Origin of the sequence: Aquamicrobium sp., from assembly GCF_023954335.1 — a bacterium.
In the GTDB taxonomy this organism is placed as follows: Bacteria; Pseudomonadota; Alphaproteobacteria; order Rhizobiales; family Rhizobiaceae; genus Aerobium.
In genome coordinates, this window is sequence record NZ_JAMLIE010000002.1 from 20,273 (window position 1) to 37,826 (window position 17,554).

The window sequence follows — 17,554 nt, forward strand, 5'->3', positions numbered from 1 at the left end:
CCGGGGCTATCCGGTGGGGGTGGGTGGAAGGGGCTTAGGATGCGGGCGCGTTGTTGATGACGGCCCGCTCGGCGTAGATTTCCTCGATCACGTCCGCATCGTCGTCGGCGTGAAGGCCGCGCTCATGGGCAATCTCGGAAAGGGCGAGGTCTCGGGCAGTGATGCGCTTGGCGATCTCGACGCACTTTCGGTATTCAGCGAGCGCGACCGGGTAGGAAATCCGGTTCTCGACATAGAGGCGCATGAAGTCGCGATGATTGCTGGTCGTGCCGGCGGCGCGGATCGCGTCCAGTGCCTTCTGCCTCGTCATCTTGCTCATCGCTTCCTCCATCCGTTTGGCTTTGGCCTCGCTGGCCTGCCGGGTAAGTGCTCGGGAAACCGGCGCGGACGCCGGAAACCGGAAGGCTCATGCGTTGAAGTAGTGAAACCGACCCATCGGCTTGCGGTAGTTGAACCAGTCGTCGTGGGTCTCAAAGACCGCCAGCAGTGCGGTTCCCATCGCCGAGTTCGTCGTCGCGTATTCGGCGATCCTGCCGTCGTCGAACTTGAAAACCCTGGTCCGGGCGTCATTGTCCCAAAACCGCGTCGAATGGCTGTAGGGCTTGTCGAAATCGACGCCGTTGGCGCGGAGGATTTCAAAGACCTCGCTGTCGCCCTTGAACGTAACGGGCTTGACGTTGTGCTTGGTCGTCGATGCGACGTAGCTGTTGTAGATCGCTTCCTGCTGCCCTGCCATTTTGCCCTCCATCTGGCTCAGCCGCCCCGTGGGGTGATTGGCTCATTGCCGTTTCGACAAGATGGATTATGGGAAACTCATACCACTATGTCAACAAGAAATATGGAAAAGTCATAAAAAAGATTGCCTCGCGTCGAATCACGTGGCATGTTGAGGGTGCCGGAACGCAAGAAGCCCCCGCGCATGGCGAGGGCTTCGAGGTCAGTTCAGGGCTGTGATGCCGGCGACCCTCGGCAGGCGGCAGGTTTGATCTGTCGCCTGCCTTAGCCCTCCCTGTCTGGGGAGGACACAGGCCCCGACATGGGCCTTGCTGCGGGACTGTCACCGACCGCCCCGCAGCCGCCGCCAGATTAACCCCTGCAAGGGGAGAGTCGATAGGTGGCAAAAGAAAAGCCCCGGCTGTGAACCGGGGCTGACAAGATCGAGCCGCGACCGGTGCAATTCCGGCTGGTGAAGCGGCAGGCGCGGGGTCGTAAGCCCGAAGGTGCTGCCAGAAACTATAGGGATGCGGGAAACCGAAAGGACCGCGCCAGCTCTACAGAGGCTCGTCCGAGTTTCAGAGCGGCAAACGACCTCCTGGCCTTTATTAGCTTCGGCTAATAGGGGGTAGGGGGGTCTTTGCCAGATACGAGGTCTGAACCGGTTTCAGAAGCTTGGAAAACAGTGAGGGCGACAATGGGCGGATGGGAACTGGCTAACGAAGAAAGATGGAAAGCCGAAAGGCTTCAGGCGAACAATGACGCGCTACTGAATGAGGTCATCCGGCTTCGAAAAATGATCGAAGGTGTTATTGCCGGCGAGCTTATCCCCGATGGGCGGGGTCATCTGGTGTCCGTAAATACCAGCCATCCGCAACCGAATATCCAAAATCGAAAAGCGTCAAAATACGGCGACCAAGGATCAGATCGCACATATGCCCATTCTGCCGCATCGGAGAGATTGAGAAACGTTCCTGTATAGGAATCGTCGTATCGAGCGCCCCGATCAGAAGCCTTCCCTCGCAGATGTAAATCTCTTGAACGCCGCTGACAGTGTGCAAAGTATCCTTGCCGACAATCGGCAAGTTCAACCGCTGCCACACGCCATAATCAATCGCATTTGGGAATGCGCCGGAATCCAGCATTCCGAGAAGGCCGCCCTCATATGTCTCGCTGGCTTCATGGTGCAGCGCGCATGTGATGCAGGGAGAGCAGTGCGGGTTGTCTGCATCCGGCGTCCCCGCCGCGCCGACAAGATAGACGGGTATATCCGTCATCCCCATCCCCTCCCGTGGCTACGCCGATCCTGCCGAGATTCCCCGCTACTCACAAGCCGAAACCATGTTCTCGCTTCGTTCTTGACTATCCGTTGCGGGCCATGGCCCTATTAGGGTTTCGGTGGGAGGATGGCATGAGGGAGAATTTCATTCGCTTGCTCCAGTGTCTTTCGAGCGAGGCTGCTGAGGACTTTCTTGCTCTCGGAAGGGCGCTGCAAGCTTGCGTAAAACATCAGCGTAGGACTCCTGCAAGTCCGGGGGAAGACTGTCAAAAATAGCCAGGATTTCCCGATGCTTTGTCGCGAGGTCAACCATTGGTCCAGTTCCGCGCATAAGCCATTCAAATCGGACCTTGAAGCGGCGAGCATAAAGCTCGCCCTTGTCCGCCCGAAAGCCCGAAGCTCCGTTTTCATGACCTGAATACGTACCGTAGGGCACACCGATTGCTGCGGCGGCCTCGGTTGCGGTCTTGTAGCCGGCATGCTCGCGAGCGGCCACCAATCTCTCATGCAGTTCCATGGTTCTGATTTTGCCATAAACAGCTATGAGAAACTCATTGACAATGACCTATGAGTTTCCCATAATCATGAGATGGAACAGGTAATCGACGTTAAGACGATCCGGGAAGACCTCGGGCTGACACAGGCTCAGTTCGGGCAACTCGTCGGTGTAGATCAAAGCACAGTCTCCAATTGGGAGAAGGGAGAAACCAGACCGCGCGGCCCTGCGATCAAGGTTATCGAAAGCGTGCGCTCTCGTCCCGACTTCCTCCCCCGACCCTCTCCCCAGCAGGAGAAGACGGCATGACGCGCTACCATTCAGTTCGCCTGCGATTTGTCGACCGGCTTCATCGCATCATCGATGATGTTCGTAAGCAGGTCGCGAAGGTTCTGCGCCATGACCATGCTCATCCGGATACGGGAGCAGATGGTGGCTTCTGCCGGGTTTGCGGCGTCCGCCGTGAGGCTGGCGAAACTCAGGTACACGACGCCGAGATTGTGCCGGTGTTCCGTGACCAGATCAATGAAAAGGGGCTGAACGCCATCGTCGCGAATGTCGAACCGCCTGTCTCCTACGGCGAGTATCTTGCCGCTCTTGATAGCGACCTGCGCCGGAACTCCACCGTCTTCATCGGCCAAGATCATCCCTCCCTTCTGAACATGACTGCGGGAGAAATCATGCGCGCAGGCGGATCGGGAGTCCATCCCAACCCTGAGGAAGCAGCATGATCCCCTCCATCAGATACGAGGATTGCTGGCTTGTTGGCGACACGCTCATGAGCCGCAAAACCCTTGATCGCTATGATCTAGTATTCTCCCCGTCGAGCGAGCGCCCCGTTGAAGATCACTTCGATTGCGTTGATGGCGGGGGCATTCAGCTCTGCGTGACGCATATCGGCTTCAGCGGGCACGTCCGAGTTCTTGAATTTATCAATCAGATCGTCGCGCAACGCTTCGATCTCCCGACCCGCTACGTCCGGGTTGAGTACATAAATCCGGGCGATGGTCTTCTGAAGCGCGATCCTGAGAGCGCCCACGACGCTTTCCAGTTCTTGCTCTCGTCCGGTCCCGTTCATTTCGTCATCCCCCGTTCTGTCTGGATTGAGTACCGCGCGAAACATGCCGCAGAAATGGTGCGGCGTGAAGAATGCTGGCGTTCTCCCGCCCCTCAAGAGAAGGGAGGCGAGTAGCCCATGACCCCGACAGAGAAACACCGCGAGGCAGGCCGCAAGCTTTGGGAAATCTGCCTCAACGACGGAACACCGGATGCTGGCGAATTGATCGCAATCGCCTTGGCCGACTTCGAGCGTGAAGGCATGAAGCGCGCGGCTGAGATAGCGCGAGAGCATATCTATTCCGCGTCTCAGTGGGGGCGCGTTGACGACGAACTCAAAGGCGGGAACCGGCGAGCGGAAGAAATGGCCGCCGCCATCTTCTCCGAAGCAGGGGAGAGCGAATAGGCCATGACCGACCACGCCTCCCTTCTCCGCGAAGCTGCCACCGCCATCCGCCCGATGATCGAAGACGATATCGACAAGCGCGAAATATACGCTGCTTGGCGAAAGAAGTTCTCCGATGCCGGTCTGGACTGGATGGCGTTCAAGTCGCTCCAGAAGGCGCGCGTCGAGGATGACCGCGACGAGAGCGGCGACGGCAAGCGCGTTGCGAAGATCATGGATCGGCTGGATTGCACCGCCGCCTATGCGGAAATGCTCGGCTACGGCTCCGCGAAGATGAACGAAAACAATTGTTTTTCTGTCAGCTACTCCGAAGCGAAGGGCAGGGGCATAGACGCCGCCTTCGTCAACTCGATCCTCGTTGGCGGCGAACTCACAGACAACCAGGAACAGCCAGACGAGGACGACAGGTGCGACTACTGCGCCGACCGTGCGCCCGCTGGCGAATATTACCGCTGTCCGAAGTGCGATGCCGAATGGCCCGCCGAAGACGACGGCGAGCAGGACGACGTAGGGGCCACTGCGTCGTCCACCAATTCCGCAACCGCTCATAAGCCCGCTGGCGATCTGGCGGCAGATAAGCAAGGGGATAAGGATCGGGGTTCGTTCCCGGTCGGCGGCCCCGTCCATTCCAATTCGCCCGATGCCATCCCCCTTGGCGCGGCGAACAGCGCCGGGGGAGCCCCGTCCTCCTCTCCAGCTTCCCCGGCGCGCCATTCCGATGACATCGACCTGACGATACTCGCATTCCTGAGACGCGATGAAGGTCGCGGCTATCCGAAGCGCGAAGCGGGGGCTGTTTAGATGCGTGTCGGCCTTAAAGACAAGGTTCTCGCCTATCATCGCGCAAATCCGCTCGCGACCTCCGTAGAGATTGGCGCTGCGCTCGACTGCATGCCCGAATATGTCAGAGCGACTTTCCGCCGCAACGGCATAAGCCTTGCCCGAAGGACGGGCCGCAGAAAGTGCCGGCTGGTCCTCGATCATCATGTCGCGGACGCGCTGCGTCCAGACGCGGAGGCGCGTGGCGTAACTGTAGCCGAACTGTCTGCGCTGCTGCTCTCTAAAATCGCACGGGCCAGCCTCGTGCCCGCCGTGCTTGACGACAAGGTGTCGGCATGACGGCGGTTACAGTTCGCGGCGGCAACCTGAGCGCCAGAAGGCCGGGAGAGGCGACGAGGAAACAGCCCCTCCCGGCCGAGCGCCGGGGACGCGGCGCTATTCCGATCTTCAAACACGCGGGGCGTCGGTTCGCCGCTCGCGATCTTGTGGGTGATGCTGGTTACCGCGTCAGGGGCAGGCTGGGCATCACTGCTGCACGGGGGTGCAGAAGGACAAACCACGGACAGCCTGTCCCGATCAATTTCCTTGGCTCTGCGCGCGTCCAGCTTCGCCAAAAGTCTCACAGCCGCAGCGCCCAAACTTTCCATTTCCTGACCTCCATCGGTCGATCCTTCCATAAAACGAAGGATAGACGAGAGGATCGGTCATGTCGGACCCCGTTCGGGGCAAATCCGCCCCATTTGAGGACGAGTGCATGAGTACCGCAGCGCAGGAAGCGTTCAGCTACCTGAACGAGTTGCAGAAAGTCGAGTATCGCGGCTGGGGTGACACCGCCACTGCCGCGCGTGACAGGGTGGCGCGTAAAGCCGGGATCACACCGGCTCAAGCCGAGCGGGTTTGGAAGCGCTGGCAGTCGATGCGGACGGTCAATGGCGATGTCTATCGCGCGCTCCGCAATGCCTATGAGGCAGCCTGCATCAAAATTGAAAACGCTGCCGACGCCATGGAGCGGGAGGCGCAGGAAATCGAGGCATCCCATGCGGTTGATAAAGGCGCTGCGCCAACTCTGGCGCGCGTGGAGGAAGCGCCAGAAGGCGCGAAAAGGAGGACACAATGAACGCGATTGACATGAACCTGGAGCGGAAGCTGGCGACCGCGCTGGACGCGGAATTGAACGGCAAGGTGACGCCGTTCGCCATGACGGACGCGGAGGCTGAGGCCGACCGGCTCGCGGGCGTCTACCGCCGTTCCATCGCCCGGCATGACCAGCGCATCAGCGACACGGTGCGCAGTCGGGAGGCCACCATCGCCAGCATCGAGGCGAACATGCAGGCCGAACGGGACAGGCATGACGCGGAAATGGCGCGGCTGTCGCGGGAGATTTTGGCATCGAAGGATCATGCGGCACGGCAGATCGCCGCCGATAAGCGGCTGCGGGATTCCGCCGAACTGGCGCTGTCAAGGCTGGTGGCGGAATGAACCGCGCCCCTCTCGATTACGACGCGGCCGACGATGGAGTGCGATCATACTATGCCGCCATCGAGCACAAACGGCTTCGCGGTGATGACTACTACCTTCGCCAGCCCGACGATCCGGGTGTTGATGACGTGGAGCCTGCCGCCCGTCCTTTCAACTGGCGTCTGATAATCGCTCTCGCTGCAATCGAGGTGGCGGCTATCGGCGTGTTTACGTGGGTGGTGTGGAGATGACGGCGCACACACTCGCCAGACAAAGCACGGTTCTCGATATTATCGCGGAATACGAGCGCAAATCTGAAAACGTCGAGGCGGCCATCAAGGCCTATGAGGACGCCTGCACCGCTGTTGAAATGGCGGGCACGATCATGGGCACTTTCGTCAATCCGGTGCTGCGGGGCCGCGCTACCGTCAGCGCCCGCGACATGCGAACAAACCTGCGCGCATCTGGTTGGAAGGCGCTATACAATCGTTGTCAGATCGACCGCATTGCCAGCGCTAAAGACAAGCGACTATTCGAGCGCACGCTGGCTGATCCGCCGGAACTGACCTTCGACAATGCCAAGGCGACGTTCGGCCCTTACTTGGAGAACCCGCGCGCACATATCTTGCGCGGCCTCGCTGAGACGTTTGCGGATCTCGACCCGGCTTATAAGTCTCATTCAAAGGTCAAAATCGGCGTCAAGGGCCTGCCGAAGCGCGTGATTATATCAGGGCTTGGCAGTCTTCACGGGTATGGTCGCGACCGCCTGCGCGATATTCTCAACGCGCTGGCTGCCTATCAGGGCAAGCCGCTGATTGAATATCATGAGCTATCGCTGATCCTCGAAGACGGCGACGCTCTGCGCGTCACCCGCGAAGTTCCGAAAGGCGACACGGCACGCCAGCGCGCAGCGAGCGACGAAACCGAAACCATCATTGGCCGCGATGTCTGGCTGAAACGGTACGGTAACGGCAATGGGCACCTGTATTTCGGTCCTGACACGCTTCGCGACATCAACATGGCGCTGGCCGAGTTCTACGGGGACGTGCTGCCGGACGCAGAGGAAGACGACGCCAAGCCGCGCCAAAGCACGGCAGTCTCCAAAGACCTCCAGTTCTACTGGACGCCAGACGCCGTTATTGACCGTGCCATGGAGTTTGCCGGCGTCTACAATCTCAAGGGATGGCGGCACAACCCGCCTGATCCGATGCGCATTCTGGAGCCGTCGTGCGGCGATGGCCGGATCATGGACGCCATTCGAGCGCGCGGGCATCAGGTGTTCGGCATTGAGTATCACGCCGGACGCGCTGCCGAGGCGCGGGCCAAGGGCCACAATGTCCTGACGGCCAATTTCCTCGAACAGCCAGCCAAGCCGGATTTCGACATCGTGGTGATGAACCCGCCTTTCTACGGGCGCCACTACGTCAAGCATGTTCGGCATGCGCTCCATTTCCTAAAGCCGGGAGGCACGCTCGTTTCGATCCTGCCTGCTACAGCGCATTACGATCATGGCGAGCTGGATGGAGAATGGCGCGACCTGCCTGTCGGTTCCTTTGCTGAGGCTGGAACCAATGTTCCAACCGGCATGCTGAAAATCAGGAGGCCATCATGACCTCCCTCACCAGACAAGAGGCGAGGGCGGCGGTGCGCATCGAGCTTGCCGACATGCCGCCTTCCGCGAACAGCCTGCGCAAGAGCTTCGTCCGCAATGGCAAGGTGGTGAGCGCCAAGACCGATGCGTATTCGGCATGGCGTGAAGCTGCAATCTGGGAAATAGCCAGTCAGCGGGCAGGGCGGATAGATGGCCCTTACAGCCTTTCCATTGCGGCCCAACGCAACTGGCGCACTAAGCGCGCCAGAGACATCGACAACATCATCAAGCCGGTCTCCGACGCATTGGTCAAGGCCGGGGTCGTCACAGATGACAGCCTTGCTGAGCGCGTCACTGCGCAATGGGCGGATGACCTTGGCGGCCCGGCTGTCGTCGTCATCGTTCAAGAGGCGCAGGAGAGTTTGGCAGCATGATAGACGCAGGGACGATTTCTACCACTTTTGCCCCGTTGGAGCAGCTTCTTGCCGAGCGGAAGTCGACGCATGGCGAATACCGCGATCACGCTGCTTACACGCAGGCGATTAAGTCGCTCTGCCGTTCGTCGGATAACTGGTCTTCTTTGCAGGATCACCAGAAGGAGACACTGGAGATGATCGCCCACAAAATTGGGCGCATCCTCGCTGGCGACCCGAACTTCGATGACCATTGGAGGGACATTTCCGGCTACGCGAAACTGACTGCCGACAGATTGGCAGGTGTGGCATGAGCCTATCACACCGCTTCGCCCGCGAGGACGCGGAAGCCGCCTTTCTCGAGTTCTGGACCTTATGGCGCAAGCACATGCGCAAGACGGACGGCCGAGGCAAGGCGCGGCCTGCCTATCAGCAGATGCTCGATGCTGGTGTAGAGCCGGCGGATATGCTCGACGGTGCGCGATGGTATCTCCGCAACCTGTCGGAGCGCGACGCCCCATACATTCCTCTCGCTGCGTCGTGGCTTCGCTCCGAACGCTGGGCCGACGATTGCGAACAGGAGCGCGCCTATCAGGCCCGGCTCAACGAGCGGCCGGCCGAGAACGTCGTCAGCATCACGCCGCAGCGCGGACAAACGGCATTTCTCCGCGAGTTCGAGCGGCGCAAAGCAGCGAGTGAGTGAGCAATGTTCGTAGATAACGAAGACATGCACCGAATTTATCGTGGCTACAATCCAGCCTTTGTCCGCCGCGTTCGTGAGAAGCGAGAGCAGGTGCGCCAGATGGCGCTGATACAGGCGAAGGAACATGCAAGGCGCGATCGGCCAACCCATAGCGAGAACCTAGCTCGCGAGAAGGAAGAACGCTCGATTGCGAAGGCGGAAGCCAACGAGGCGATCACCGTTCTCGTTAGCGAGCGCGACAAGAAGCTGGCGCGGCTGGCTTCAATGGAAGTCATCACGCCGAAGGACTTTGCCGTCAGGCTCGCGGCCCGACATGGCTTTCTGTGGGATGAGATTATCTCTGACGGTCGTGGGCAGCCGCTCGTGAAGGTGCGGCATGCTGTGATCCTCGCCGTCATCGAAGCATACCCGGCCCTCAGCTACCCGAAAGTCGGCCACATATTCCGGCGCGACCATTCCAGCATCTTGCATGTGGTGCGAAAGGCAGCCCGAGGAGAAGCAGCATGAGCCGGGTCGCCATCAAGAAACCAACCCGCGCCGCCTCTCCGCTGGTTCGCGCCTTGTTCGATGCCATCGACAGGAGCGGGCTTTCATACGGCCAGATCGCGAAGAAGGCCGGGGTCAGCGTCGTGACGCTTTCCTACTGGAAGCACGGCAAGAACGCGCCTCGCTGGGTGGACTTCGAGAATGTGGCTCACGTCCTCGGATACGAGATTACGATTCAGGAAAGGGGCGCGGCATGAGCAAGGTCGAGGACGTTGCTCGGGCGATCTACGAGGGCCGCAACGGAACAGGCTGCAAGGCATGGTCGCGCCTGCCGAAGGCCCATCGTGAGCCGTACAGGCTGGATGCGCTGAACGCGATCCATGAAATGCGAGAGCCGACCGAATCCATGCTCAAAAATGCGCACAAGGGATACTGCTTTGGACGCCCACTCGAAACATACCACGAAATGATCGACACAGCACTAAGCGAGGAAGGCGAATGAGCGACCTCGGGCCGATCAAATTCGAGGCATGGCCGGACGGCGGGCGCAACCGCGTGGGCGGGCAGATGGTAGGCACGCACGGCGGTGTCAGGGCCATTCACGAGCCTTCCGGCATCACCGCCATCGTCAACATCGGTCGCTCCCAGCACGTCAACAAAATGATCGCGGAAGACATGATTCTGACCGCGATCACGCATCCGAAATTCAGGTAGCGGCAACACGAGGTAGGCGGCATGGCGAAGGCGAGAACAGCGGCGGCGAAACGAAAACTGAAACGAGGGAGGCCGAAGATGGAAGGTGTTGCGAGGGAGCCAAGCGGAAGGGTGAGCCGATCCGGTATTGACCACGGGCCGGCGGACAAGGTGGCGCTTGATGCTCGCGCCCGCCACCTCGGCTTGAAACAAGATCAGGCAAAGGACCAGAAGGCTGGCAGCTTCATCGGCTACCTCAACCTTATCGGCCCGGATGACGGCCTGTCGGATCGGCAATACGAAGCGGCAACGAACTACCTCAACCTTCGGCAGGCATACCTACGGGCCATCAAAGCGCCAGGCTGTTTGGTTGATGGCGAAACGGGAATTCCCGCCTCGGACGTGACCGACGCCTACGAAGAATGGGTGATGGACACCAAGGAGGTCTATGCCGACTGCCGAAAGGCCATCCAAGACGCGCAGAGCGAGAACAGGTCCGCGAACCTATGGGCTGCGCTTGATCTTTGCATCCACCAAGATCAGGCGATGTACCATATGGTAGGCGATCTAAGGCTGTTGACGAATGCGCTGGGTCGGTTCTTTCGCATTTGACAAGCATTCGCAAATCACCCATATTTTGTGACATCTGATTATGCTGCCCGTCTTGCGTCATCGCGGCGGGCTTTTTGATTCCAAGCCACCACACCTTTCAAGCCGAAGCGGCACGATTCACTTTCGGGCAAAGATGAGGTACAAATAGATCGGGCCTCAAACGGTGTTTGCACCACCGCGAGGCCCTAACCGAAACGAACCTTACTGGAGGCTCGAATGGCTGCTCAACGTATATGTGAGGCGCAGGGGTGCACCAAGCCCTTTTATGCAAAGGGATATTGCTTGGCGCACTACTACAGGAACAAGCGTCACGGAACGTTGGACGCCACCCGCCATGCGCCGGGGGAGGCGATAGCGTTCCTGGAGACGCTTGCCAGCGGCCCTCACGAAGACCAATGCATCGCGTGGCCTTACGGGCGCACACCTAACGGGTATGGAAGAGTGATCGTGGATGGCCGCAAACAGGTGGCGAGCCGCGTTGTTTGCGAATTGGCCCATGGGCGCGCTCCATCCCCCGAATATGAAGCCGCTCACTCCTGCGGGAAGGGGCATCTCGGGTGCGTTAACCCCAAACATCTCAGGTGGGCGACGCAGGAAGAGAACCGCGCAGATATGATACTGCACGGCACCGCACGAGAACCCAAAAAGCGCGTGAGAAAGCGCGCGACTGGTAAGCGCCGGGTGGGCGCGATGGTGTTCACGGCCCGTTTTTCAGAAGATGACGTTCGCCAAATCCGAGCGATGCATGAAAGCGGTATGGGTGCGCGTCGGATTGGACGGAGTTTTGGCTGCGACCCAACAACGGTAGCTCGGGTTTTTCGCCGAGAAACTTGGAAGCATGTCGAATAGCGATCCATGCGCAGCCTGTGGTGGGCCAGTCATGGTGCTAAAGGGCTAATGGATCGCGAGCCGCGCTAATCACAGGCTCTCAGACAGCCGAGGAAATCATGGCAGACATTGGCAGGCCGACAGCCTACCGCGAGGAATTTGCGGAGCAGGCAGCAAAGCTGTGCGCCCTCGGCGCGACTGATTTCGAGCTTGCCGATTTCTTTCAGGTGAACACCGCAACAATCTATCGTTGGCGCAATGTTCATCCTGAATTTTGCGAGGCAGTCACGTGCGGAAAGGAAAAGGCTGACGAGCGAGTTGCTAGGGCGCTCTATAACCGCGCCGTTGGATATACGTTCGAAAGTGAGAAGATACAGGTTATGCGCGATGGCTCGATTGTCCGTGCTCCTATGCTTGAGCATGTTGCTCCCGACCCGTCAGCCGCGATGAATTGGCTGAAAAACCGTCAGCCAGACAAGTGGCGCGACAAGCAGGAGCACGAGATCAAAGGTCAGATGACGCTGACCCCTGTCATAAACTTCAATGCCAAGGCCGAATGACGCCGCGCTCGACATAAACCTGCACGAAAAGCAGCAGGTAGCGTTTTGGAGCGAGGCGACAGAGATATTGTACGGCGGCGCGGCGGGTGGCGGAAAGAGCCATCTCATGCGAATGGCTGCGATAATCTGGTGCTCAGAAATCCCCGGCCTTCAGGTTTATCTGTTCCGGCGCATTCGGGACGATCTTGTCAAGAACCACATGGAAGGCCCGAGCGGATTCCGCGAGTTCCTCGCCGGCTGGGTTGAATGCGGCTTCGTCACCATCGTTGAGGACGAAATTCGCTTCTGGAACGGGTCGAAGATTTATCTTTGCCACTGCAAGGACGAGAAGGACCGATTCAAATACCAGGGCGCTGAAATCCATGTCCTTCTCATTGACGAGCTTACGCACTTCAGCGAGGTAATCTATCGATTCCTGCGCAACCGCGTGCGCATGGTCGGCATCAGATTACCGGAAAAGTACAGAGGCAAGTTTCCGCGCATTGTTTGTGGAGCGAACCCCGGCGGCATCGGCCATCAGTTCGTCAAGACGACGTTTATTGACGGCGTGGTTCCGCTGGCGGTTGTTACTGCACCCGACAGCGAGGGTGGCATGCGCCGGCAGTACATTCCGGCGCGTCTTGAAGACAACCCGTCCATGGCCGCGAATGATCCCGGTTATGAAAAGAGACTCGCGGGTCTTGGCAGCGAAAGCCTTGTGCGCGCCATGCGCTGGGGAGACTGGGATGTTGTCGAGGGTGCATTCTTCGACAACTTCGATCCAAAGAGGCATGTCCTGCGGCCATTCGAGTTCCCCGACGATTGGCTGATGTTCAGGGCGGGTGACTGGGGTAGTGCGAGGCCGTTTTGCTTCGGCTGGTATGCCGTAGCCAGTGATAGGTTTGTAACGCCAGATGGCGCGGTGATCCCTCGCGGCGCGATGGTCAAGTATCGCGAGTGGTACGGCGTCAAGAAAGACCAGCATGGAAAGTTCATGCCGAACGTTGGCCTGAAGCTTGATGCGGCGGCGGTCGGCAAGGGGATCAGGACGCGTGATCTTGGCGACAAGATTTCCTATGGCGTTCTCGACCCGGCCGCCTTCGCCTCTGATGGCGGACCATCGATTGCCGAGCGGATCATGAGCGCCAGTGGCATCGTGTTCAGGCCCGCTGACAACAAGCGCGTTACGCAGCGTGGCGCAATGGGCGGTTGGGACCAGATGCGCGCAAGACTGCGTGGCAATGAAGAAGGGCTTCCTATGCTGTTCTTCTTCTCGACGTGCGTTCATTCGATCCGAACAATTCCGGCGTTGCAACACGACGAAGACAAACCCGAAGACCTTGATACGGACGGCGAAGACCACGCCGCGGATGAGACGCGATATGCCTGCATGTCTCGCCCGTGGGTCCGCAAGGATGGGAACGATGACAAACCTGCCGAACTGCCCCCCGGGTATTGGCAGTTGCCGCCGCTGGACCATGGACAGCGTTCAGGCCGGATAAAGATCGGGTAGTTTATGGCTGAAAACCCTGTCCAGTTCGATCAGGATTTCGAGCCGGCCGCAGAGCCGAAAAGCTCCAAGGTCTGGCTCAACCTCATCAAGGATGCCGAGAAGGCCTTTGCCGACTATCACCGCAAGGCCGATGATATCGACCGGCTCTACGCTGACCTGTCCACGCTCGCCAATAGCGCTCGTGACAGGAGGTTTCAGCTTTTCTGGGCCAACGTCGAGGTATTGAAGCCGTCGATCTACGCGCGGCCGCCTGTCCCGGTTGTCGTGCCGAAGTTCAAGGATCGCCGTCCGCTCTATCGGGTGACTTCCGAACTTCTGGAGCGGGCATCGAATACCGCCTTCGACCTGGCGGACATCAACTCGGTCATGCTGCTACTGCGTGACGATCTGGCGGTTGTCGGGCGCGGCTGCGCATGGGTGCGCTACGAAACCAAGGGCGAGAGCGAGAGCGAATCCGAGCGCATTGTGGTCGAGCATATCGACCGGCGCGATTTTCTGCACGATCCGGCGCGCAAATGGTGCGATGTGGACTGGGTTGCGCGCAGGGCCTACCTGACGCGCATTGAAATGAAGGAGCGGTTTGGCGAGGTATGGGCGCAGGCCGCCTATGAGGTCCAGCGCACCGAGCGCGACAGGGGCGCAGCCAACAGCCAGCAGAAGGCCGCTGTTTGGGAAATCTGGTGCAAGAGCGAAAACCGCGTTGTGTGGGTTACGGAGGGCGTTGACGATCTTCTTGACGATGGTGAGCCGCACCTGAAGCTTGAGGGCTTTTTCCCCTGTCCCCAGCCGGCTTACGCCACGGTCCGGCGGGGTTCTCTTGTCCCCGTGCCTGACGTGCTGTTTTACAAGGACCAGCTTGAGGAAATCAACGAGCTTACGGGTCGCATTCATGCGCTTTCCGAGGCTGTTCAGGCGCGGGGCTTCTATCCGGCCGGCGCGGGCGAGATTGGGGATGCGATTGAGACAGCCCTGAAATCGCAGGACAACCGGCAGGTTATGGTCCCGGTGGCAAACTGGGCTGCTTTCGGCAGCGGTGCGGCGAAAGATACGATTGTCTGGCTTCCGGTCGATATGATCGCTACCACGATTGCCCAGCTTGTCGAGCTTCGCCGGCAGATCATCGAAGACGTCTACCAGATCATGGGCCTCTCGGACATAGCGCCGGTATTTGTGATTTTCCGGCAAGAAAGATCAACATAATCAACGCGATAGAGGATTTTTCTAGCCATCCTTCGGGGTGGCTTTTCTTTGTCCATTCATTCCGCAGACTATCAATAGAATCAATAGCTTACATCACGGCACCGCAAGTCCGTGCGACATTCGATGCGACATAAATGCGACATTCAGGAGCGAGCAAACATGACGAAGAATCAAGGCCGTGCGGGCGATCTTGCAAAGGGCATGAAGGCGATTTCCGAGCATCTCGGCATTACGATCCGGCAAGGCTTCCATATGCATGAGCAGGGATTGATCCCAACATTCCACATCGGCCGGTCGGTGTGTGCAAAGCGCTCGGCTCTAGACGACTGGCTCAATCATGCCGCCCGGAAAGCGGTGGAGGGCGGTGCTGATGAGTGACCTGCATATCGCCACCATCAAGAAGAACCAGCGCGAAGAAATCCGCGTGGTGCTTTCCACCTTCAACGGCCATCGCCTGTTCAACGCCCGCGTGTGGTTTGAGGCCGAAGACGGGCAGATGCGTCCGGGCAAAGCCGGCATCGCCTTCAAGCTCGACAAGATGGAGGAATTTGCCGAGGCGGTTACGACCGGGCTGATGCAGGCCAAGGCGCAGGGATGGATGAAATGAGCGAGGATCGCGACCCTGATGGCAAGGTGATGTTGGCCGCGCAATGGCTGATCGACACCGCCGAACGCCCCCATCCGCTTGTTCCTGAATTGCAGCGCAGGTTCGATCTTACCGCCAAGGACGCCTGCGATGCGATCCGCGCCGCCAACGAGGTCGCGAGATCGGTAGGTTTGGAATGAGCAAAGGAGGGAAGTTCAGCATGGTCTCTAGAACCATCTGGCGATCTACTCGCTTCGGCACCCTGACGGCGCACCGGGACAAGCTCGCCTACTTCTACTACCTGACGTGCGAGCACATGACCGCCACGGGCTGCTACCGGCTCCCTGACGGCTACGCCATAGCCGACCTTGCGTGGACGATGGAAGACTACCTCGCGGCCCGCGCGGCGGTGCTTGGGGCTGGCCTGATCGATCACGACCCGGAGACGGACGAGATCTATGTCGAGAAGTGGCTGGCGAACAATCCGCCGCGGAACCAGAAGCACGCGACCGGCATCCGCAACCTGATCTACGGCATCGAAAGCGACCGTCTGCGCGAGAAGCTAGAAGCCGACTTCCGCGATGCGTGGCAGCCGAACCCGCTCGACAATCACCCGTCGCATCGTGGCGGAAACGGCTTGACCGACACGGCCTTTTTCCGGGGCGGCAGGCCATAGGGTTTCGATACCCTATCGATACAGTATGCCGACCCTATCGATATAAGGAAACGTAAACACAAACGGAAACGTAGACGGAAAAGCACACCGAAACTCAAAAAAAAAAGAAAACTGAAACGGCGCGAAATCGAAAATCGCGCAGGGCATCGCGGCGGCGATGTTCCGAGGCTCTTGAGGATGGAGCCTGTCACTACCGGCAGCACCTAAATCTGCCACGTCGAAATATTCACGAGGACCATCAGCATGACAGAACCGATCAACTCGGATGGCGAAGCCGTGTCCGATCCAAAGCCGCTTTCTTCCCAAGCGAAATGGAACATGGAACACCCGAAAGCCATGTGGGCGCACCAGGCATTGCGATCCGCGATCAAGAAGGGGCTGATAGAACGCGGACCCTGCGAAGTATGCGGAGCTGTCCATGGTGTAGATGGAGAAGTGATCCACGGCCACCACGACGATTACGACCAGCCTATGCGCGTGCGGTGGCTATGCCGGCTGCATCATCGGCAGGTACACAGGAGGGAAAAGGCATGACCGACTCTCATGTGTCCCTGCTTACGGCAAGACAGGTGATGGACAGGCTCGGCGTCAGCCGCTCGACCCTCTACGCCATGATCCGGGCTGACGAGTTTCCGAAGCCAATCCAGATTACGAGGGGCAGAGTGGGGTGGATCATGCAGGAGGTAGAGGAATGGTTCGCGGAACGTTCATCGCTGCGTCGCGGCGAAAACGGTAAAAAGTGAGCATACATACTGTTCAATCTTGAACAAATTGTCATGCACAACGAACGTTGACATTTGACACAAGGCTCCTATTATCGGGTCGATATGGAGCCGATGCGATGAAGCGCTACGTCATCTACACCCGTGTTTCGACTGAAGATCAGGGCAAGAGCAGCCTTGGGCTTGAAGCTCAGGAGCGGGATATTGCCATCTTCCTCGCCAACTTCTCCGAAGTTCCATACGAGGTCATAGGCCGGTTCCGCGACGTGCAGTCGGGCAAGGACGATGATCGCCCGGAACTGGCGAAGGCGCTCAGGATGGCGCGGGAAACGGGGGCTGAGCTTCTTGTGGCGAAGCTGGATCGTTTGAGCCGCAAGGTGGCATTTATCGCGGCCCTGATGGACGACAAGCGGCTTTCGCTGCGTGTGGCGCAGATGCCCTACGCCGACAAGTTCCAGCTTCACATATACGCTGCGCTTGCCGAGCAAGAGCGCACATTCATCAGCGAGCGCACGCGCGCCGCTCTCCGGGCCGCAAAGGAACGCGGCGTCAAGCTTGGTGGCGCTCGCGACAAGACCATGGCTCGCAATGCGGCGCTTAAGGCCAAGGCGGACGCCGACGCGCAGCGCGTTATGAAAGTGATCGCCCCGCTCCGGGGTGCCGGACAATCGGTCAACTCCATTGCGGACACACTCAACGATATGTCTGTGGCAACCGCGCGCGGCGGGCGATGGACAGCCAAGCAGGTTTCGCGTGTCCTGCAACGGTCGGCGTAGTCAGGCCCGCACATATCCGCACCGCTG

At 59.2% G+C, this 17,554-nt stretch carries 33 protein-coding genes; 29 read left to right on the forward strand and 4 right to left on the reverse strand.

Annotated elements, in window-relative coordinates; genetic code table 11:
• Positions 1 to 34: 34 nt before the first annotated feature.
• The 4 genes from M9945_RS12540 to M9945_RS12555 all read right to left on the reverse strand — a co-directional run bounded on the left by M9945_RS12540 (position 35) and on the right by M9945_RS12555 (position 2,510).
• Entirely contained in the window at positions 35 to 319 is a 285-nt protein-coding gene (locus M9945_RS12540) for a hypothetical protein (RefSeq protein ID WP_367944867.1), read from the reverse strand.
• Positions 320 to 406: 87 nt separating this feature from the next.
• The gene (locus M9945_RS12545) at positions 407 to 736 is read right to left on the reverse strand and encodes a hypothetical protein (RefSeq protein ID WP_367944868.1); all 330 of its coding nucleotides are present in this window, start codon (positions 734 to 736) and stop codon (positions 407 to 409) included.
• A gap of 802 nt (positions 737 to 1,538) precedes the next feature.
• The gene (locus tag M9945_RS12550) at positions 1,539 to 1,991 is read right to left on the reverse strand and encodes a hypothetical protein (protein WP_367944869.1); all 453 of its coding nucleotides are present in this window, start codon (positions 1,989 to 1,991) and stop codon (positions 1,539 to 1,541) included.
• Between the two features lie 147 nt (positions 1,992 to 2,138).
• A complete protein-coding gene (locus M9945_RS12555; protein ID WP_367944870.1) occupies positions 2,139 to 2,510 on the reverse strand; it encodes a helix-turn-helix domain-containing protein in 372 nt (123 codons plus the stop codon).
• A gap of 72 nt (positions 2,511 to 2,582) precedes the next feature.
• Between M9945_RS12555 and M9945_RS12560 the strand changes: the two genes are divergently transcribed.
• The 29 genes from M9945_RS12560 (at position 2,583) to M9945_RS12700 (ending at position 17,527) form a co-directional block, all read left to right on the forward strand.
• Positions 2,583 to 2,798 (forward strand): helix-turn-helix domain-containing protein, encoded by a 216-nt coding sequence (locus M9945_RS12560; RefSeq protein ID WP_367944871.1) that lies wholly within the window; start codon positions 2,583 to 2,585, stop codon positions 2,796 to 2,798.
• The gene (locus tag M9945_RS12565; RefSeq protein WP_367944872.1) at positions 2,795 to 3,220 is read left to right on the forward strand and encodes a hypothetical protein; all 426 of its coding nucleotides are present in this window, start codon (positions 2,795 to 2,797) and stop codon (positions 3,218 to 3,220) included. The genes M9945_RS12560 and M9945_RS12565 overlap by 4 nt, the downstream gene beginning before the upstream one ends.
• A complete protein-coding gene (locus tag M9945_RS12570) occupies positions 3,217 to 3,681 on the forward strand; it encodes a hypothetical protein (RefSeq protein WP_367944873.1) in 465 nt (154 codons plus the stop codon). The genes M9945_RS12565 and M9945_RS12570 overlap by 4 nt, the downstream gene beginning before the upstream one ends.
• 3 nt (positions 3,682 to 3,684) lie before the next feature.
• The gene (locus tag M9945_RS12575) at positions 3,685 to 3,951 is read left to right on the forward strand and encodes a hypothetical protein (RefSeq protein WP_367944874.1); all 267 of its coding nucleotides are present in this window, start codon (positions 3,685 to 3,687) and stop codon (positions 3,949 to 3,951) included.
• Between the two features lie 3 nt (positions 3,952 to 3,954).
• Positions 3,955 to 4,752: a hypothetical protein gene (locus tag M9945_RS12580; protein WP_367944875.1), complete on the forward strand. Its 798-nt coding sequence runs from the start codon at positions 3,955 to 3,957 to the stop codon at positions 4,750 to 4,752.
• Positions 4,753 to 5,070, forward strand: coding sequence for a hypothetical protein (locus M9945_RS12585; protein WP_367944876.1), 318 nt, complete (start codon positions 4,753 to 4,755; stop codon positions 5,068 to 5,070).
• Positions 5,071 to 5,485: 415 nt separating this feature from the next.
• On the forward strand, positions 5,486 to 5,848 hold the full coding sequence (locus tag M9945_RS12590; protein ID WP_367944877.1) for a hypothetical protein: 363 nt from the start codon (positions 5,486 to 5,488) through the stop codon (positions 5,846 to 5,848).
• A complete protein-coding gene (locus tag M9945_RS12595; RefSeq protein ID WP_367944878.1) occupies positions 5,845 to 6,210 on the forward strand; it encodes a hypothetical protein in 366 nt (121 codons plus the stop codon). Before M9945_RS12590 ends, M9945_RS12595 begins: the two co-directional genes overlap by 4 nt.
• Positions 6,207 to 6,440: a hypothetical protein gene (locus M9945_RS12600; RefSeq protein WP_367944879.1), complete on the forward strand. Its 234-nt coding sequence runs from the start codon at positions 6,207 to 6,209 to the stop codon at positions 6,438 to 6,440. Before M9945_RS12595 ends, M9945_RS12600 begins: the two co-directional genes overlap by 4 nt.
• On the forward strand, positions 6,437 to 7,801 hold the full coding sequence (locus M9945_RS12605) for a DUF4942 domain-containing protein (RefSeq protein WP_367944880.1): 1,365 nt from the start codon (positions 6,437 to 6,439) through the stop codon (positions 7,799 to 7,801). Before M9945_RS12600 ends, M9945_RS12605 begins: the two co-directional genes overlap by 4 nt.
• Entirely contained in the window at positions 7,798 to 8,214 is a 417-nt protein-coding gene (locus tag M9945_RS12610) for a RusA family crossover junction endodeoxyribonuclease (RefSeq protein WP_367944881.1), read from the forward strand. Before M9945_RS12605 ends, M9945_RS12610 begins: the two co-directional genes overlap by 4 nt.
• Positions 8,211 to 8,507, forward strand: a complete 297-nt coding sequence (locus tag M9945_RS12615) for a hypothetical protein (protein WP_367944882.1) — start codon at positions 8,211 to 8,213, stop codon at positions 8,505 to 8,507. Before M9945_RS12610 ends, M9945_RS12615 begins: the two co-directional genes overlap by 4 nt.
• 74 nt (positions 8,508 to 8,581) lie before the next feature.
• Positions 8,582 to 8,896: a hypothetical protein gene (locus M9945_RS12620; RefSeq protein WP_367944883.1), complete on the forward strand. Its 315-nt coding sequence runs from the start codon at positions 8,582 to 8,584 to the stop codon at positions 8,894 to 8,896.
• 3 nt (positions 8,897 to 8,899) lie between these two features.
• Complete coding sequence (locus M9945_RS12625) at positions 8,900 to 9,403, forward strand: hypothetical protein (protein ID WP_367944884.1); 504 nt, start codon at positions 8,900 to 8,902, stop codon at positions 9,401 to 9,403.
• The gene (locus M9945_RS12630; RefSeq protein ID WP_367944885.1) at positions 9,400 to 9,639 is read left to right on the forward strand and encodes a helix-turn-helix domain-containing protein; all 240 of its coding nucleotides are present in this window, start codon (positions 9,400 to 9,402) and stop codon (positions 9,637 to 9,639) included. Before M9945_RS12625 ends, M9945_RS12630 begins: the two co-directional genes overlap by 4 nt.
• A complete protein-coding gene (locus M9945_RS12635; RefSeq protein ID WP_367944886.1) occupies positions 9,636 to 9,884 on the forward strand; it encodes a hypothetical protein in 249 nt (82 codons plus the stop codon). The genes M9945_RS12630 and M9945_RS12635 overlap by 4 nt, the downstream gene beginning before the upstream one ends.
• Complete coding sequence (locus tag M9945_RS12640) at positions 9,881 to 10,096, forward strand: hypothetical protein (protein WP_367944887.1); 216 nt, start codon at positions 9,881 to 9,883, stop codon at positions 10,094 to 10,096. Before M9945_RS12635 ends, M9945_RS12640 begins: the two co-directional genes overlap by 4 nt.
• A 21-nt stretch (positions 10,097 to 10,117) precedes the next feature.
• Positions 10,118 to 10,687, forward strand: a complete 570-nt coding sequence (locus M9945_RS12645) for a hypothetical protein (RefSeq protein ID WP_367944888.1) — start codon at positions 10,118 to 10,120, stop codon at positions 10,685 to 10,687.
• A 216-nt stretch (positions 10,688 to 10,903) separates the two neighbouring features.
• On the forward strand, positions 10,904 to 11,536 hold the full coding sequence (locus M9945_RS12650; RefSeq protein ID WP_367944889.1) for a helix-turn-helix domain-containing protein: 633 nt from the start codon (positions 10,904 to 10,906) through the stop codon (positions 11,534 to 11,536).
• Positions 11,537 to 11,634: 98 nt separating this feature from the next.
• Positions 11,635 to 12,075 (forward strand): helix-turn-helix domain-containing protein, encoded by a 441-nt coding sequence (locus M9945_RS12655; RefSeq protein WP_367944890.1) that lies wholly within the window; start codon positions 11,635 to 11,637, stop codon positions 12,073 to 12,075.
• Positions 12,059 to 13,567, forward strand: a complete 1,509-nt coding sequence (locus M9945_RS12660) for a terminase family protein (RefSeq protein WP_367944891.1) — start codon at positions 12,059 to 12,061, stop codon at positions 13,565 to 13,567. Before M9945_RS12655 ends, M9945_RS12660 begins: the two co-directional genes overlap by 17 nt.
• A gap of 3 nt (positions 13,568 to 13,570) precedes the next feature.
• On the forward strand, positions 13,571 to 14,767 hold the full coding sequence (locus tag M9945_RS12665) for a hypothetical protein (protein WP_367944892.1): 1,197 nt from the start codon (positions 13,571 to 13,573) through the stop codon (positions 14,765 to 14,767).
• Positions 14,768 to 14,926: 159 nt separating this feature from the next.
• Entirely contained in the window at positions 14,927 to 15,145 is a 219-nt protein-coding gene (locus tag M9945_RS12670) for a DNA-binding protein (RefSeq protein WP_367944893.1), read from the forward strand.
• Positions 15,138 to 15,374: a transcriptional coactivator p15/PC4 family protein gene (locus M9945_RS12675; RefSeq protein WP_367944894.1), complete on the forward strand. Its 237-nt coding sequence runs from the start codon at positions 15,138 to 15,140 to the stop codon at positions 15,372 to 15,374. Before M9945_RS12670 ends, M9945_RS12675 begins: the two co-directional genes overlap by 8 nt.
• A complete protein-coding gene (locus M9945_RS12680; protein ID WP_367944895.1) occupies positions 15,371 to 15,553 on the forward strand; it encodes a hypothetical protein in 183 nt (60 codons plus the stop codon). The genes M9945_RS12675 and M9945_RS12680 overlap by 4 nt, the downstream gene beginning before the upstream one ends.
• 20 nt (positions 15,554 to 15,573) lie before the next feature.
• Positions 15,574 to 16,029: a hypothetical protein gene (locus tag M9945_RS12685; RefSeq protein WP_367944896.1), complete on the forward strand. Its 456-nt coding sequence runs from the start codon at positions 15,574 to 15,576 to the stop codon at positions 16,027 to 16,029.
• A 318-nt stretch (positions 16,030 to 16,347) separates the two neighbouring features.
• Positions 16,348 to 16,563, forward strand: a complete 216-nt coding sequence (locus M9945_RS12690; RefSeq protein ID WP_367945578.1) for a hypothetical protein — start codon at positions 16,348 to 16,350, stop codon at positions 16,561 to 16,563.
• Positions 16,560 to 16,772, forward strand: coding sequence for a helix-turn-helix transcriptional regulator (locus M9945_RS12695; RefSeq protein WP_367944897.1), 213 nt, complete (start codon positions 16,560 to 16,562; stop codon positions 16,770 to 16,772). The genes M9945_RS12690 and M9945_RS12695 overlap by 4 nt, the downstream gene beginning before the upstream one ends.
• Positions 16,773 to 16,870: 98 nt before the next feature.
• On the forward strand, positions 16,871 to 17,527 hold the full coding sequence (locus M9945_RS12700; protein WP_367944898.1) for a recombinase family protein: 657 nt from the start codon (positions 16,871 to 16,873) through the stop codon (positions 17,525 to 17,527).
• Positions 17,528 to 17,554: the final 27 nt, after the last annotated feature.